Here is a 14,120-nt window from a genome sequence, read left to right on the forward strand (position 1 = left end):
CGACGCGCCCTCCGGGGTGTACTACCGGGATCAGGCGGTGAAGTTCACCTTGCGGCGGCGGGCCATGATGAACAGCACGGCACCGGCCACGAGCAGCAGGAACGCGCCACCCGCGACGCCGGCGGCGGCCGAGCCGGTCAGCGGCAGCTCGGGGTCGCCCTCACCGGCGGCCGGGGTGGTCGCGACCGGGCTGGTGCTGGTGGAGGTCGTCTCGGACGGGGTCTCCTCCGGCTCGGTGGTGACCGGCGTGGTGGGCTTGTCGCAGTCCGCCGGCTTGGTCCAGGCGGCTTCGCCGTTCAGCACGTCAAGGCCGCCGGAGACGGCCACCTTCAGGCCCTCGGTGCCCTCGAAGGAGACCTTCTCGGTGGTGCCGGGCTTGATGGTGACGGTCTGGGCCGCACCCTTGTTCGGGGTGAAGGTGGCGGTGACCGGGACGCCGTTCTCCGGGTTCTTCACCGTGAAGGTGAGGCCCTTGCAGTCGCTGGTCACGGTGCCTTCGGGCTTACCGGCCTCGGGGGCCTTGCAGTCCGCGGGCTTGGTCCAGCCGCCCTCGTAGACGACCTTGTTGCGCGAGGTGACCTTGATGTTCTTCGCGTCGGCGGCCGGCACCTTGACGCTGACCGGCTCCTGGCGGACCGCGAGCGTCTCGGTCTTGGAGAAGCCGTTGTCCGCGGTGATCACGAACGGGGCGCTGGAGGTGCTGCGGTTGATCAGCTTGAGGGTGACGTTGCCGTCGCAGTCGGACAGGGCCTCGACCGCGGGCTCGGCCACGCAGGTGCCCTGGCCGCCGTTGTACCAGGCGTGCTTCGGCTGGTCCTTGGCCGGCCGGGACTTGGAGCCCTCACCCTGGTCGCTGCCGACCTTGCGGTCGTTGTAGAGGTCCTTGTCGCTCTTCAGCGGGTCGATGATGCGGTCACCGAAGACGAAGTCGACCTGGGTGAAGCACTCCGGCACCTCGACCTTGAAGTCGAGCTTGCTGCGGGTCAGCTTCTCGGCGCCGGTCGGGGCGGTGAACTTGTCCGTCGACGACTCGAGGACGTACTGGGGGAGGGCGAACGTCGCCGACGGGGCGGTGTAGGAGACCAGCGAGAACGCCTGCTCCTCACCCTTGCAGAGCGGCCCGTTGGTGATCTCGACGGAGGCGGTGCCGGCGGGACCGTTGAAGGAGTGCACGTATGTGGCTTCGGCGGCGGAGACGCAGTCGGCCCCGGTGGCGCTCGCGGGGGAGGAGAACCCGGCGAGTCCCGTCAGGCCGACCAGCGCGGCGGCCGTGAGCGCCGCTGCGCGGTGGAACTTCTTCATTCGTGCTCCAACTTGAGGGGAATGGGCGGGGCGCGCCGATTCGAGATCGACGCGCCCCCGGTTGTTGCTGTTGTCGTGGTGCTGCTGCCGCTGTCAGGCGGTGAACTTGACCTTGCGGCGGCGAGCGACGAAGAACATGGCCGCACCGACGGCCAGCAGGCCCGCGGCACCGGCGGCGACGCCACCCGCGGCGGCACCGGTGACGGGCAGGCCGCCGCCGTTGTCGTCGCAGCCCTCAGCCGGCTTCTCCCACGGGATGGTGCCGGAGGTGGTGTAGGTCTTGCCCTTGTACTCGACGGTGAAGGTCACGTCGACGGTGAAGCCCTCGGTCGCGCTGAACTTCTCGGTCTCGCGCTCACCCGGCTTGACGACCAGCGTGCGCTCCTCGCCCTTGCTGGTCTTGAACTCCACCGTGAAGGGGGTCTTGTTCTTGGTGTTGTCGACACCGATCTCGATGGTGTCGCAGGTCATGTCGAGGATCGGCTTGGCCGGAACCTCGTCGGGGATGTCCACCGGCGGGGTCTCGGGCTCGGCCGGGGTCTCCGGCTCGGCGGGGGTCTCCGGCTCTTCGGGCTCGGTGGGGGTCTCGGGCTCAGCCGGGGTCTTCTTGCACTCCTCACCGAACGTCACGGTGAAGGACGCGCCCTTCTCCTCCTGGAAGGAGGGGTTGCTCCACTTGGACGCGATGCTCAGTGTGGCGCTCTCCGCCTTGCCGTCGACCAGCTGCTTGGCGGTGACCTTCTTGCCGGCGGGCAGCGCCTCGCCGTTCTCCACGATCTTCGCATTGTCCAGCGTGGTGCCGGCGGGGGTCAGCTCGACCTTGGTGAAGGTGAAGGTCTGGCCCTCGGAGCCGTCGCCGATGGCGTTGACTTCCCAGTCCACGACCCACTTGCCGTTGACCTTGTCGCAGGTCGGCGTGCCCGACACGGTGCTGTGGTGAGCCAGGGCCGGGGACGCGAACGCGACAGCGCCGGCGATGCCGATCAGCGAGCCGGCGGCGAGAGCTGCCGCGCGACGGAGCGGGGACTTGGACACGTTCACGCATCTCCTGTGTAGGGGGTCGAAGGAGTGCGCGGAGAGATCGCAGAAGTCGCTGGTGGATAAAGCGAACTGCGACAACGCCTCCCCGCGTCATCGGCGGGGACGATAGAACGCACCCGCAACGTCGCCCGACCATAGTCACTTCCCGAGATCAAAGAAACGTCTCAGCCGCCGCTAATGCTGTTGTTGCCAACCTGAGATCTTCGATCTACCGAACGGCACCGTAACGTCGCCCGCAGTGCCCATGGGGAGGGAAAAGTTAACGCCACCGTGGTCTTGCGCGAGTGGTGAAGTAGCGTCGCCTGTGATGACGAGGATTATCGCGGGCGCACACGGCGGTCGACGCCTGTCCGCTCCATCGGGTGCGCACACGAGGCCTACATCGGACCGTGTCCGGGAGGCCTTCTTCAGCACCCTCGAGACGATGACCGATTTGTCGGACGTGCGGTTCGCCGACCTGTACGCCGGATCCGGCGCGATAGGACTCGAGGCGCTCTCCCGGGGTGCCGCCCACGCGCTCCTGGTCGAGGCGGACGGCAAGGCGGCCCGGACGATCCGGGACAACATCGTGGCCCTGAAGGCCGGCTCGGCCGCCCGCCTGGTGACCGGCAAGGTGCTGCAGGTACTCGGTGAACCGCCGGCCGGCGGACCGTTCGATGTGGTGTTCGCCGACCCGCCGTACGCGGTGGGTGACGACGAGGTCGCGACCGTGCAGGAGGAGCTGGTGGCCAACGGATGGCTGGCGCCGGACGCCGTGGTGATTTTTGAGCGATCCACCCGCGGTGAGCCGCTGAGCTGGGTGGACGGTCTGTCGGGCGACCGCACCCGGCGTTACGGGGAGACCACTCTTTGGTACGGTCGCCGATCATGAGACGAGCGGTGTGTCCTGGCTCCTTCGACCCGGTCACCAACGGGCACCTCGACATCATCGGACGGGCCAGCCGGCTCTTCGACGAGGTCATCATCGGAGTCCTCATCAACCAGTCGAAGACCGGGCTGTTCACCATCGAGGAGCGTCTGGAGATGCTCGGCGAGGCGACAGCCGAATACTCCAACGTGCGGGTCGCGGCCTTCCACGGCCTGCTCGTCGACTTCTGCCGGGACCAGGGCGCCGCGGTCGTGGTCAAGGGCCTCCGCGCGGTCAGCGACTTCGACTACGAGCTGCAGATGGCGCAGATGAACATCGGGCTCTCCGGAGTGGAGACGCTCTTCATGCCGACCAACCCGCTCTACTCCTTCCTGTCCTCGAGCCTCGTCAAGGACGTGGCCAAGTGGGGCGGCGACGCCTCGCCGTACCTGCCGGACAACGTGCTGGCTCGCCTCGTGGGCCGGTTGAAGCAGAATTAGGCGGCGGCACAGTAACGTGATCGCACCACGCTGGGTGGCGGTTCGACGACGGGAGTGAGGCACCGGTGGATCCGCTCGACCGTATCGACGAGCTCATCGAGCTAGTCCAGGACGCGCGCTCCGTGCCGATGTCACGGACGAACTTCATGTTCGACCGCGGCGAGATGATCGAGCGCCTCGAGGAGCTCCGCGCCGAGCTGCCCTCGGAGTTGCGTAAGGCGGCAGCGGTCCTGGACGAGCGGGACCGGATCGTGGACGCCGGGCGCCGCGAGGCCGACCGGATCGTGAGCGAGGGTGAGAGTGAACACGCCCGCCTGGTCTCGGTGAACGAGATCACCGTCTCCGCGGAGCACGAGGGTGCCCGGATCATCGCCGAGGCACGGACCGAGGCTCAGCGGCTGCGTGAGGAGGTCGACGACTACGTCGACACCGCGCTCGCCAACTTCGAGCAGTTCCTGACCCGTGCGCTGGCGTCGATCGAGCGGGGGCGTGACAAGATGCACGCGCTCCGCGAGATCGGCACCTTCCAGGGCGAGGACGCGGAGCGCCCGCTTCCGTTCTGAACGGGGCCGATTCGACGACGTACAGCAAGCTCAGGTAATGTTTTCGGTCGGCCTACCCATGGCTGAGGAATCACGATGCCCAAGTCACCACAGAGCCACCTGGACCCCAGGCAACCGCTGGTCGTCGACACGACGAAACTGCCGCGGCAGCCTGGTGCGACGCGTGCCCTGAATCGGGTGGTGCCGGCTCCGGCAGACCTCGGTCTGGAGTTGATCTCGGTCCCGGAAGGGTCCGACCTCACGCTCGACATGAGCATGACGTCGGTCTCCGAGGGGGTCTACATCAGTGGCACCGCCACGGGCTCGCTCACCGGCGAGTGCGGGCGTTGCCTCAACGAGATCGACAAGCCGTTCGAGGTCTCCATCGCGGAGTTGTTCGCCTACGCGGACAGCACCACGGAGGAGACCACCGACGAGGACGAGGTCGGCCGGATGCATGGCGACCTGCTCGACCTCGAGCCGGCGATTCGGGACGCGATCGTCCTGATGCTGCCGACCAATCCGCTCTGCCGCCCGGACTGCCCAGGGCTGTGCCCCGACTGCGGGGTGCACTTCGACGACCTTCCGGCTGATCACAGCCACGAGGAGATCGACGCCCGCTGGGCTGCTTTGCGCAACCTGTCAAAAAACGAGGAGTAGGAACCGTGGCCGTCCCCAAGCGCAAGATGTCGCGCAGCAACACCCGCTCGCGCCGGGCGAACTGGAAGGCGACCGCGGTGGTTACCGCGGCCTGCTCCCAGTGCAAGTCGCCGAAGCTGCCGCACGCCGCCTGCGGTGTCTGCGGCACCTACAACGGCCGTCAGGTCCTCGAGGTCTGACGTCGCCGCGTGACTCGCCCGATCATCGGGCGGGTCGTGCCCGAGCGGTGGCGAACCACCGGTGCCACGGTTCCCGGACAGCGGACTGTCGGGGAACCGGGCACCGCGCGGATCGCCGTCGACCTCCTCGGCGGGGACCAGGCTCCCGCCGTCGTGGTTGACGGCGCTCTGCGTGCTTGCAGGGCAGACCCGTTCCTTCAGCTGCTGCTCGTCGGTCCGGCCGAGGCTGCCGACGCGATGCTGGCCGCCCTGAAGCCGGGCGTACGCCGCCGCATCACCGTCACGAACACCCCGTCCGACACCGTGGGCGCCGCGGTGCTGGCCGTCGCCGAGGGCCGTGCCGACGCACTGGTCTCCGCCGGGGACACCCGCGCCACCGTTCTCGCCTCGGCCCGTGAACTGGGCCGCTGGCCCGGCATCCGCCGCCCGGCCCTGACCGCGGTCCTGCCGACCGCGGCCGGCCGTGTCGTGCTTCTCGACGTCGGCTCCAGCGTCGACCCCGACGAGGAGACGCTCGCCTGGCACGCCCGGCTCGGAGCCGCGTACGCCTCGGTGGTCCACCGCATTCCCACCCCGCGTGTGGGGCTTCTCACCATCGGCACCGAGCCCGGCAAGGGTGACCGCCTGCGCCGTGCCCTGCCCGCCCGCCTGTTCGACCTGCCGCTGCCGGCCGGTGCCCGTTACGCCGGCCTGGTCGAGGGCAGCGACGTCGTCCTGGGCCGGGCCGCCGACGTCGTGGTCACCGACGGTTTCACCGGCAACGTCCTGCTCAAGGGTCTGGAAACGGCGTACGCCCTGACCGGCACCCCGGCAGTCAAATCGGAACCACCACCCCGTGCGGCGCTGCTGCTCGGGGTCTCCGGCACGGTCGTCGTCTGCCACGGCGCGGCCACCGGCCCGGACATCGCCGCGGGCATCGCGCTCGCGGCCGACCTGCACCGCCGCGGCTCGATCGCGGCGATCGCCGATCTGCTCAGCGCTCAGCGAGGTATCGCATGATTGACAAGCGTCGCCGTCCATCCACCGAGCCGCTCGAGGAGGCCTTCGGCGTGCCGTTCAAGCCGGAGTTGCTGGAACGCGCGCTGACCCACCGGTCCTACGCCTACGAGAACGGCGGCCTGCCGACCAACGAGCGCCTGGAGTTCCTCGGCGACTCGGTGCTCGGCGTGGTGATCACCTCAGCGCTGTTCCACAACCACCCGGATCTGCCCGAGGGCCAGCTCGCCAAGCTCCGGGCCAGTGTGGTGAACATGCACGCGCTGGCCGACGTGGCGCGGGGTCTCGGGCCGGACGGGCTGGGTCCGCACCTGCTGCTCGGCAAGGGCGAGGAGACCACCGGCGGCCGGGACAAGGCCAGCATCCTCGCCGACACCCTGGAGGCTCTCCTCGGTGCCATCTACCTGGAGCACGGGCTGGAGATCGCCAGTGAGGTGATCCACCGGCTGTTCGACCCGCTGATGGCGGAGTCGGCGGGCCGGGGTGCCGCGCTGGACTGGAAGACCAGCCTCCAGGAGCTGACCGCGGCGCTGGGCCTGGGCGTACCTGACTACGAGATCGAGGACTCCGGCCCGGATCACGCGAAGACGTTCACCGCCTGGGTGGTCGTCGCCGGTGAGCGGTACGGCGGCTCCGAGGGACGCAGCAAGAAGCAGGCCGAGCAGCGTGCCGCCGCGGCAGCATGGCGCACCCTGACGGAACAGTCGGAGAAGACCGAGGAGCAGCCGGAGAAGACCGAGCCGTGACGCTGGTAGAAGAAACGACGAAAAAAGAGTCACTATGGGATAGATCGGGCGGGCTGAACGGCCTGCTCACTGCCGTCGGCATCCTCGCGCTGACCCGGGTCGGCCAGCTGCTCATGATCAGCTGGCTGGACGGGGGCACCGCCGAGCCCCGCCCACTGTTCGAACGCCTGCTCATCTGGGATGCCGGCTGGTTCCTGCGGGTCGCCGTCGACGGTTACCCGGAGGGCTACACCTACAGCGCCACCGGTCAGCTCGAGGGCAACGAACTGGCCTTCTTCCCGGTCTACCCGATGCTGATCCGGGCCGGCGCCGCCCTCGGCGCCGACCCGAGCACGGCTGCCCTCACCGTGGCGTGGCTCGCCTCCGTCGGCGCGGCCGTCGCCCTGCACCTGCTCGGTGCCTCGCTCTACGACCGCCGGGCCGGCTGGGCCCTGGTCGCCATCTGCTGCTCGGCGCCGGCCTCCGTGGTGCTGTCCATGGCGTACTCGGAAAGTCTCTACATCGCCCTCGTCGCCGGCATGTTCGCCGCCGCGCACCGGCGCGTGTGGTGGGCGGCCGGCCTGCTCGGCCTGCTCACTGCGCTGAGCCGGCCGACCGGCGCCGCCGCCGCACTGGCCCTGGCCGTCGCCGCGATCCTCGCGCTGCGTCACGACGACGGCCAGCCGAAATGGAAGCCGCTCGCCGCCGCCGCGGCCGCGCTCGCTGGAGTCCCCCTCTACCTCGGCTGGGTGGCCTACCGGGTCGGTGACCTCACCGCCTGGTTCAAGATCCAGACCGCGGGCTGGGGTACGTCCTTCGACTACGGCTCCAGCACCGGCAAGTTCCTCTGGACCACGCTGCGCTCCGGCGACGGCTGGATCCCGATGAGCGTCGCGCTGATCCTGCTCGTGGCCCTCGCCGCGGCCGGGGTGGCGCTGGCGCAGAAACCGTGGCTGCCGCTGGCCGTCTACGGCGTCGTCGCGATGATCCTCGTCTACGGCCAGGCCGGCTTCTACCACTCCAAGCCGCGGCTGCTGCTGCCCGTACTGTTGACGCTGCTGCCGGCCGTCGTGGCGGCCGCCCGCGCCCGCCCCCGGGTCGCGGTCCTGTCGATCACCGCGTGGGCGCTGTTCGGTCTCTGGTACGGCGCCTACCTGGTCACCGTCTGGCCGTACACGCTGTAGCCGTACCGTCGTAAAGGACCTTGAAGTTGCCCGAACTCCCCGAGGTCGAGACCGTCCGCATGGGGCTGGCGAAGTGGGTGACCGGCCGCACCATCGACACCGCCGAGGTGCTGCACCCCCGAGCCATCCGCCGTCACCTGCCCGGCGACGTCCACTTCGCGGCCGTGCTGGCCGGCCGCACCGTCCTCGACATCTCCCGCCGAGGGAAGTACCTGTGGCTGCCGCTTGATTCCGGCGACGCCATCATCGGTCACCTCGGCATGTCGGGCCAGCTGCTGATGCAGCCCGCCGACGCCCCCGACGAGAAGCATCTGCGGGTCCGCTTCACCTTCACCGACGGCGGCCCGCAACTGCGCTTCGTCGACCAGCGCACGTTCGGCGGCCTGTCGGTCTCCGAAGGCGGCGCCGAACTTCCCGGCGAGATCTCCCACATCGCCCGCGACCCGATGGACCCGCTCTTCGACGACGAGGCGTTCACCGCCCGCATCCGGGGCCGGCACACCGAGGTCAAACGCGCCCTCCTCGACCAGACGCTGATCTCCGGAGTGGGCAACATCTACGCCGACGAGGCGCTGTGGCGTGCCCGGCTCCACGGCACCCGCCCCACCGATCAGCTCACCCGCCCGGCCGTGAAACGCCTGCTCGGCCACGTCCGCGACATCCTCGGTGAGGCCATCGTGGCGGGCGGCACCAGCTTCGACGAGCTCTATGTGAACGTCAACGGCGAGAGCGGCTACTTCGACCGGTCCCTCAACGCCTACGGCCGCGAGAACGAGCCGTGTCACCGGTGCGGCGCCCCGATCCGGCGCGAGCAGTTCATGAACCGGTCCAGCTTCAGCTGCCCGAAATGCCAACCCCGGCCCCGTTCATAGGCCACACAGCCGGCTGTGCGCCACCGCCGTCTCAAGCGCCTCGAGACGGCGTGGCGCACAGCTCGGGTTTTGGGGTTGGGTGGCTCAGCTTGACGCGCCGGCCTGAGCCATCCGGACCCGGGGGCCCGCGTCGGTGGCCAGGCCGAACCCGGCGCCCCGCCGGCCCATCAGGCGGCGGGCAGCGGTGAGCAGCGGAGCCGGGACGCCGTACACGATGTGGCCGTCACCGGGCCGCACCCCGTCGCCGTCCCAGCTCTGGTAGGCCGACCACGGTCCCTCGAAGGTGCAGATCCGCACACCGAGGTCGCGGTAGAGCGGATGGGTCGGCACCCCGGGATTGAGGACGACCCGGTGCAGGCCGCGCCGTGCGGCGAGCCGGACGGTGAGAGCGACCGGCCCGACGCCGCCGGATCCGGCGGGAGCCCGGTCGAGGAACAGTCCTTCCACGCCGTCGGCCCGCCATGCGTCGACGTCGGCGAGCACATCGGCGAGGGAGCGGCTGCCCCAGTCGAGGTCGATGCGGCCGAGTGACTGGTGCAGGGTACGGCGGTCGCCGGGCTGTTCGCGGACGATCCAGGTCTCGGCGTCCAGCTCCAGTTCGGGCGACGGGTGGGCGTACGGGGGGAACAGGGTCTTCACGGCGTCCTCCGTAGATCGGCGGCGGTCAGAGCGACGATGAGCAGGCCGGCGAGGTGGGTCGCGGCGAGGACCGCGACCGCGGCGGGCAGGAGCCCGGCCGGCGGTGCGGACATGGCGAGCACGGCGGCGGCGATCGGCGGGATGGCGGCGAGGGCCGCGGCGATGCCGTGCCGGGAGCGGGCGGCGAGCAGGAACGTGACCGCGAACACCCCGCCCAGCAGGGTGGCGGCGGCGAGGGCGAGGACCGCGTCGCGGGCGCCGGGTACGCCGGAGAACCCGTACGGCAGCCGGTAGGCGGCAACCAGCAGCCCGCATCCGGCGGCGAGTGGTGGCAGCAGGCCGGCCAGGGTGATGGCGGTGACGTTGCGTACGTGCCGGTCGAATTCCTCGGGGGTCTCGGCCGAGTCGAGCCCGGCGTCGAGACGGTGGGTGTGCCATCCGATCAGGCCTTCGAGCAGCGGCACGGCGAGCAGCAGCGGCAGGGCGGCGGGCAGTGGCATCACGGCCGGCCCGCCGCACCAGAGAAGGGTGACGGAGACGGCCTGGGCAGCGCCGATCACCAGGTAGGCGACGGCCCGCCGGCGGTCGGCGGCGGTGAGCCGCGGTGGCGGGCCGACCGGAGTGGACAGGACGGCCGGCAGCACGGCGGGCCGGAACGCGCGGATGGCCACCGCGACGATCGCGGCGGGCAGCAGGGTCTGCACCGGCACCAGCGCCGCCTCGGGAATCCCGGCGGCACCGGCGAGCACCGCGGCGGCGAGGAGCCAGCACGGCACGTGCCATCCGGCGACCGCGCCTTCGGACCTGGTGACCAGCGCGGCCGTCACGCTGGCGAGGGTGACCAGCCCGCCGACGCCGGTGGTGGCGGCGAGCAGCCGATCGGGCCCGAGCAGCGGGTCGGGGGCGATCCAGACGAGCGCGCACCAGAGCCCGATGACCCCGGCGAATCCGGCGCCGACCATCCGGGCGGCCGCGGCGGGTCCGCTGCGGCGGGCGATGCTCACACCGACGCCGGTCAGGCCCTGCGCCGCGGTCCAGCCGAGGAGCAGGAAGACGGCGGGCACCGGCCAGGCGACCCGTCCGAGCGGTTCGGCGGCGGCCACGGCGACGCTGAGCGGCCCGAGATACAGCCCGCACCGGATCAGCGCGGCGTTCAGGAAATTGTTTCGCGGGCGCCGGGCATGTGCGCGCCGGCCGAGGCGGCGCCGTCCGGCATCGCGGTCCTTGGCAGGCCTTCTGCGGTACGGACGACGCGCGCCGTCCCGGGCCGCTTCGGGGACGTTCTCCACCGCGTCGGAGGCGTCTCCTGCCGGTGGGTTTCCGCCGTCGTGCACAGCGTCCGTGCCGGACCACCCCGCCTGGGCACCGGAGCCGTCCTCGGCCTCGGCCACGTCCCAGCCGACTCCCGGGCCGGCGGCTCCGGTCCACCCGATCGCGGATCCGATGCCGGTGACGGCGCTGTCGGTCCACGCGGGATCGATCCCCGCTTCGGCCTCCATGCTGTCGGTCCAGGCGAGGGCGGATCCGGTCCCGGTGGCGGTGCTGTCGGTCCAGGCGAGGGCGGATCCGGTCCCCGTGGCGGTGCCGTCGGTCCAGGCGGCCGGATGGCCGGCCCGGACCGCACCGCGTTCCCCGCTGTGGGTGCCGGTGCCCGCGTCGAACCAGCTCCTGGTCCCCGCGTGCCCGTGAGGTGCGGGTCCGGCCGGGCCGGGCGGCGCCTGGTCCCAGAACACCCGTCCGTCCACGACGCCGGAGGCTTCGAGCGGGTCGGTGATGCTGGCGGGCGGCAGCGCCTGCCCGGCGCTGGTGGCCCACGGGTCCCAGGCCGGTGCCGGGAACTCGACGTCGGTGACACCGGCGACGTCGGTGACGCCGGCCTCGTCCGGGACGGCCGGGTCCTCGGCGGCGTGCCGTCCACCGCGCCTGCGTGGCGCGGCCTCGACCTGGTTGAGGGCGGCGTGCCGTGGTTCGCCGTTCTGCCGGCGGCGGTTGCGGTTGCGGGCGGTACGCGTGGTGGCCGTCCCGCCCGCGCCGCGCGGGGGAGTGATCGTCATGAGGTCTCCCGTGTGAGCCAGCGCACGGTCGCCGGCGTCATGGTCCGGGGCGCGGGAACGGTGAGCGCCAGTTTGAAGGCCGTCACCGGGGGTGGCGCGGCGAGGTCGTTGTAGAGAGCGCCGTAGACCCGTACGACCCGGTCGACGGTGAAATGGCCGAGGGCGCGCTGGCGGGCGGCGTCGCCGAGGGCCCGGCGCCGGTTCGGGGACCGCAGCAGGCCGACGACGGCGATGGCGAGCTCGGACGGGTCGCCGGGCGGTACGAGCACCCCGGTGTCACCGAGGGTCTCGGCGGCCGGGCCGACGTCCACCCCGACCACCGCGCGGCCGGACATCATGGCCTCGACCAGCCGGTACGGCGGATCTGCCGGCCCTGGTACGTGCGCGACGACCTGCCCGACGGTGTAACGGTCACGCGGGTCGGCGGGCAGCGGGTGAAGCCTTATCGCACGGCCTAGCCCGGTGCGTTCGATCTGCTCGGCGCAGTGCTCCTCGTGTGCCGCGGTGACGCCCACCAGGTGCAGCACGACACCGGGTACGGCCGCCGCGACCTCGGTGAACGCTTCGAGCACGAGGGCGAGCCCGCTGTCCGGGCCACCGCTGCCGGCCCAGACGACGGCGGGTGTGTCGGTCGGTTCGGCGGCGCCCGGGTACTCGCGGGGGTCGACTCCGGCCGGCACCTGGACGAGCCGGGTGGGCTGTGCGCCGTGGTCGAGCGCCCATCCGTGGTGGTACGTGCTGAGCGGCGCGATGAGTTCCGCCTCGGTGTAGCCGGTGCGGGCCACCGATGCGCGGAACCGGCGCAGCACGATGCGGACGGCGGCGGACAGCCGGTCCTCGGTGGGTCGCTGCCGGGGTACGGCGGCGCGGGCCTCGGTGAGCAGCAGCGGTGTGCCGGTCCGCCAGTGTCCGGCGAGTGCGGCGAGCAGCGGTGTGGTGCCGCCGACGCAGTGCACCAGTTCCACCTCGGGCAGCGGCACCGCCAGTGCGCGCATGGCGTGCCGCAGCAGGGTGGCCGCGGTCCGGGCGTCGCGGACGCTAAGCCTGGGCAGGGGCGGCCGGCCGCCGGTGACCGCGGTCTGTCGCTGCCGCCACGCCTCGAGCAGTGCTTCGGTGAGCGGCAGGGTGGCGAGCGGGTCCGGTACGTCGCCCCGGCCGTCGCCGTCCCGCGGCGGGCAGAGTGCGGCGATCCGCTGGAGGCCGTCGCTGAACAGGGTGGTCAGTGGGGTCTGGTCCCCCAGCAGGCCGCGGCAGAGCATCGCGGCGGCGTCGACGGCTTCGCCCGGTACGGGGCCTCGCCGTCGTTCGGCGCGTGCCGGGTCTCGGCCCAGCGCGACGGCGTGCGCGGAGCCGACATTGAACGGGAGCGGGTACGCGGGGGCGGACGGCAGTTCACGGTCCGTGACGGTCAGCAACTCGAAGCGGAACCGGCCGAGCCCTTCGACAAGGGTTCGGCACCATCCTCCGAGGGCGTCCCGCCGATACGGGTACCCGCCGCCGGTGAGCAGACAGATGCGCTCGCGCGACGGGGTCGGATTCACGCTGGGGGCAACGACGCAACCCGCCGAAGTTGCCGGAGCATGTCGGCTAGGCGACACAATTACGTACCTTTTATACCGCTTTGTTGGCCACCTTTGACCGTTTTTGCCCGAAAGGCCACGAGGTGCGGAACGGTTTTCCGGTGCTCGGGGCCACCGGTCACCCGCTCCACGTCGATCCCACCCGCGCCGCGCGCTCCGCCGGTTGCGCGTCCGGTGGACGGTGCCATCGAGTGCCCCGCGCCACGGCTTCGGAGGGAGGGAAGCGGACGGACATGCCCGAGTACGTCGGATCTTGCGAAAACGGACCGGTCTTGACGAGATCGACATGCCCGCGAAAGATGTATAAGACCTGGTGGGATGCCCCTGAGGTGCCTTGGTGGCGTGATTCACTTGACTCGCGCGCGCAACCGGCACTGCCCCGGCTTGACGGAGGGTGGGTATCAGCGGACTATGGAGTTGTCGCCAGTCGCGCCCACTCATGCCTCGGTTTGAGCACTGTCTCGGTCTGACCGCGGTCTGAGTTCCCGCACCATAAAGAGCCCCGCAGCTTCACTGGCGGGATTCTGCGCTCACGCGTGCCCGTGAGCATGTGGTGCGTCGGTTCGCATGAGGTTCACTGCGCACTGAACCGCTGGGTGCGTGCACAGGGCGCCACGCTGTCCGGCTTTTCCGGCAGCGACAAAAGACAGCGCACCACACAAAAATCGACGCAGCGCGTCACAAGGAGTCACGATGGCGAAGGCCCTCTTTGGCCACGTAGGTGCGGCGCCCGACCGGCGCCTCCTCGACGAGGTCACCCGACTGCGTTCCCGGGTGCAGTCCCTGGAGTTCGAGGTCACCCGCCTCCAGGCGGAGAATGATCGTCTCGCGGCGGCAGCCGTGGAGGCAGATGATTTCGCACGGCTGACCGAGCCGGCTCTGACCTGATCTCCAGCGGATGCCGGAGGGTGTCAGCGGGGTGACCGTCCGGCGTTCAATCCCCTCGGAACCGACGAACAAGCACTGAAGACGCAACGAAGACGCACCGAAGAAAAAGCG

At 70.8% G+C, this 14,120-nt stretch carries 15 protein-coding genes; 10 read left to right on the top strand and 5 right to left on the bottom strand.

What is annotated here, in order from left to right; translation table 11 throughout:
• Positions 1-30: 30 nt before the first annotated feature.
• Both AB0G04_RS04350 and AB0G04_RS04355 read right to left on the bottom strand, forming a co-directional pair.
• On the bottom strand, positions 31-1,302 hold the full coding sequence (locus AB0G04_RS04350) for a hypothetical protein (RefSeq protein ID WP_360976064.1): 1,272 nt from the start codon (positions 1,300-1,302) through the stop codon (positions 31-33).
• Between the two features lie 93 nt (positions 1,303-1,395).
• Positions 1,396-2,337 carry an LPXTG cell wall anchor domain-containing protein gene (locus tag AB0G04_RS04355; protein ID WP_360976067.1) on the bottom strand — a complete coding sequence of 314 codons (942 nt, stop codon included), beginning with the start codon at positions 2,335-2,337 and terminating at the stop codon, positions 1,396-1,398.
• A 313-nt stretch (positions 2,338-2,650) separates the two neighbouring features.
• Between AB0G04_RS04355 and rsmD the strand changes: the two genes are divergently transcribed.
• The 9 genes from rsmD (at position 2,651) to mutM (ending at position 8,848) form a co-directional block, all read left to right on the top strand.
• A complete protein-coding gene (gene rsmD / locus AB0G04_RS04360; protein ID WP_360976070.1) occupies positions 2,651-3,214 on the top strand; it encodes a 16S rRNA (guanine(966)-N(2))-methyltransferase RsmD in 564 nt (187 codons plus the stop codon).
• Positions 3,211-3,690, top strand: coding sequence for a pantetheine-phosphate adenylyltransferase (coaD, locus tag AB0G04_RS04365; protein WP_360976073.1), 480 nt, complete (start codon positions 3,211-3,213; stop codon positions 3,688-3,690). The genes rsmD and coaD overlap by 4 nt, the downstream gene beginning before the upstream one ends.
• A gap of 65 nt (positions 3,691-3,755) precedes the next feature.
• Complete coding sequence (locus AB0G04_RS04370) at positions 3,756-4,253, top strand: hypothetical protein (RefSeq protein ID WP_093622215.1); 498 nt, start codon at positions 3,756-3,758, stop codon at positions 4,251-4,253.
• 75 nt (positions 4,254-4,328) lie between these two features.
• Positions 4,329-4,892, top strand: a complete 564-nt coding sequence (locus AB0G04_RS04375) for a DUF177 domain-containing protein (protein ID WP_360976076.1) — start codon at positions 4,329-4,331, stop codon at positions 4,890-4,892.
• Between the two features lie 5 nt (positions 4,893-4,897).
• The gene (gene rpmF, locus AB0G04_RS04380) at positions 4,898-5,071 is read left to right on the top strand and encodes a 50S ribosomal protein L32 (protein WP_043527495.1); all 174 of its coding nucleotides are present in this window, start codon (positions 4,898-4,900) and stop codon (positions 5,069-5,071) included.
• Between the two features lie 36 nt (positions 5,072-5,107).
• Positions 5,108-6,070: a phosphate acyltransferase PlsX gene (locus AB0G04_RS04385; protein ID WP_360976287.1), complete on the top strand. Its 963-nt coding sequence runs from the start codon at positions 5,108-5,110 to the stop codon at positions 6,068-6,070.
• Positions 6,067-6,813 carry a ribonuclease III gene (rnc, locus tag AB0G04_RS04390; RefSeq protein ID WP_360976079.1) on the top strand — a complete coding sequence of 249 codons (747 nt, stop codon included), beginning with the start codon at positions 6,067-6,069 and terminating at the stop codon, positions 6,811-6,813. The genes AB0G04_RS04385 and rnc overlap by 4 nt, the downstream gene beginning before the upstream one ends.
• Positions 6,810-7,976: a mannosyltransferase family protein gene (locus tag AB0G04_RS04395; protein WP_360976082.1), complete on the top strand. Its 1,167-nt coding sequence runs from the start codon at positions 6,810-6,812 to the stop codon at positions 7,974-7,976. The genes rnc and AB0G04_RS04395 overlap by 4 nt, the downstream gene beginning before the upstream one ends.
• Before the next feature lie 26 nt (positions 7,977-8,002).
• Positions 8,003-8,848 carry a bifunctional DNA-formamidopyrimidine glycosylase/DNA-(apurinic or apyrimidinic site) lyase gene (gene mutM / locus AB0G04_RS04400; RefSeq protein WP_360976085.1) on the top strand — a complete coding sequence of 282 codons (846 nt, stop codon included), beginning with the start codon at positions 8,003-8,005 and terminating at the stop codon, positions 8,846-8,848.
• An 84-nt stretch (positions 8,849-8,932) separates the two neighbouring features.
• Here the strand turns inward: mutM and AB0G04_RS04405 are convergent, their stop codons facing one another.
• Genes AB0G04_RS04405 through AB0G04_RS04415 form a run of 3 tightly spaced genes read right to left on the bottom strand, consistent with a single transcriptional unit; the run spans position 8,933 to position 13,082 of the window.
• Positions 8,933-9,487 carry a spherulation-specific family 4 protein gene (locus AB0G04_RS04405; protein ID WP_360976088.1) on the bottom strand — a complete coding sequence of 185 codons (555 nt, stop codon included), beginning with the start codon at positions 9,485-9,487 and terminating at the stop codon, positions 8,933-8,935.
• A complete protein-coding gene (locus AB0G04_RS04410) occupies positions 9,484-11,541 on the bottom strand; it encodes a hypothetical protein (protein WP_360976091.1) in 2,058 nt (685 codons plus the stop codon). The genes AB0G04_RS04405 and AB0G04_RS04410 overlap by 4 nt, the downstream gene beginning before the upstream one ends.
• The gene (locus AB0G04_RS04415; RefSeq protein ID WP_360976094.1) at positions 11,538-13,082 is read right to left on the bottom strand and encodes a DUF3492 domain-containing protein; all 1,545 of its coding nucleotides are present in this window, start codon (positions 13,080-13,082) and stop codon (positions 11,538-11,540) included. The genes AB0G04_RS04410 and AB0G04_RS04415 overlap by 4 nt, the downstream gene beginning before the upstream one ends.
• A gap of 732 nt (positions 13,083-13,814) precedes the next feature.
• On the opposite strand from AB0G04_RS04415, the gene AB0G04_RS04420 reads away from it, so the two are divergent.
• On the top strand, positions 13,815-14,009 hold the full coding sequence (locus AB0G04_RS04420; RefSeq protein WP_106316364.1) for a hypothetical protein: 195 nt from the start codon (positions 13,815-13,817) through the stop codon (positions 14,007-14,009).
• Positions 14,010-14,120: the final 111 nt, after the last annotated feature.

Origin of the sequence: Actinoplanes sp. NPDC023801 (assembly GCF_040639655.1) — a bacterium.
Lineage (GTDB): Bacteria > Actinomycetota > Actinomycetes > Mycobacteriales > Micromonosporaceae > Actinoplanes.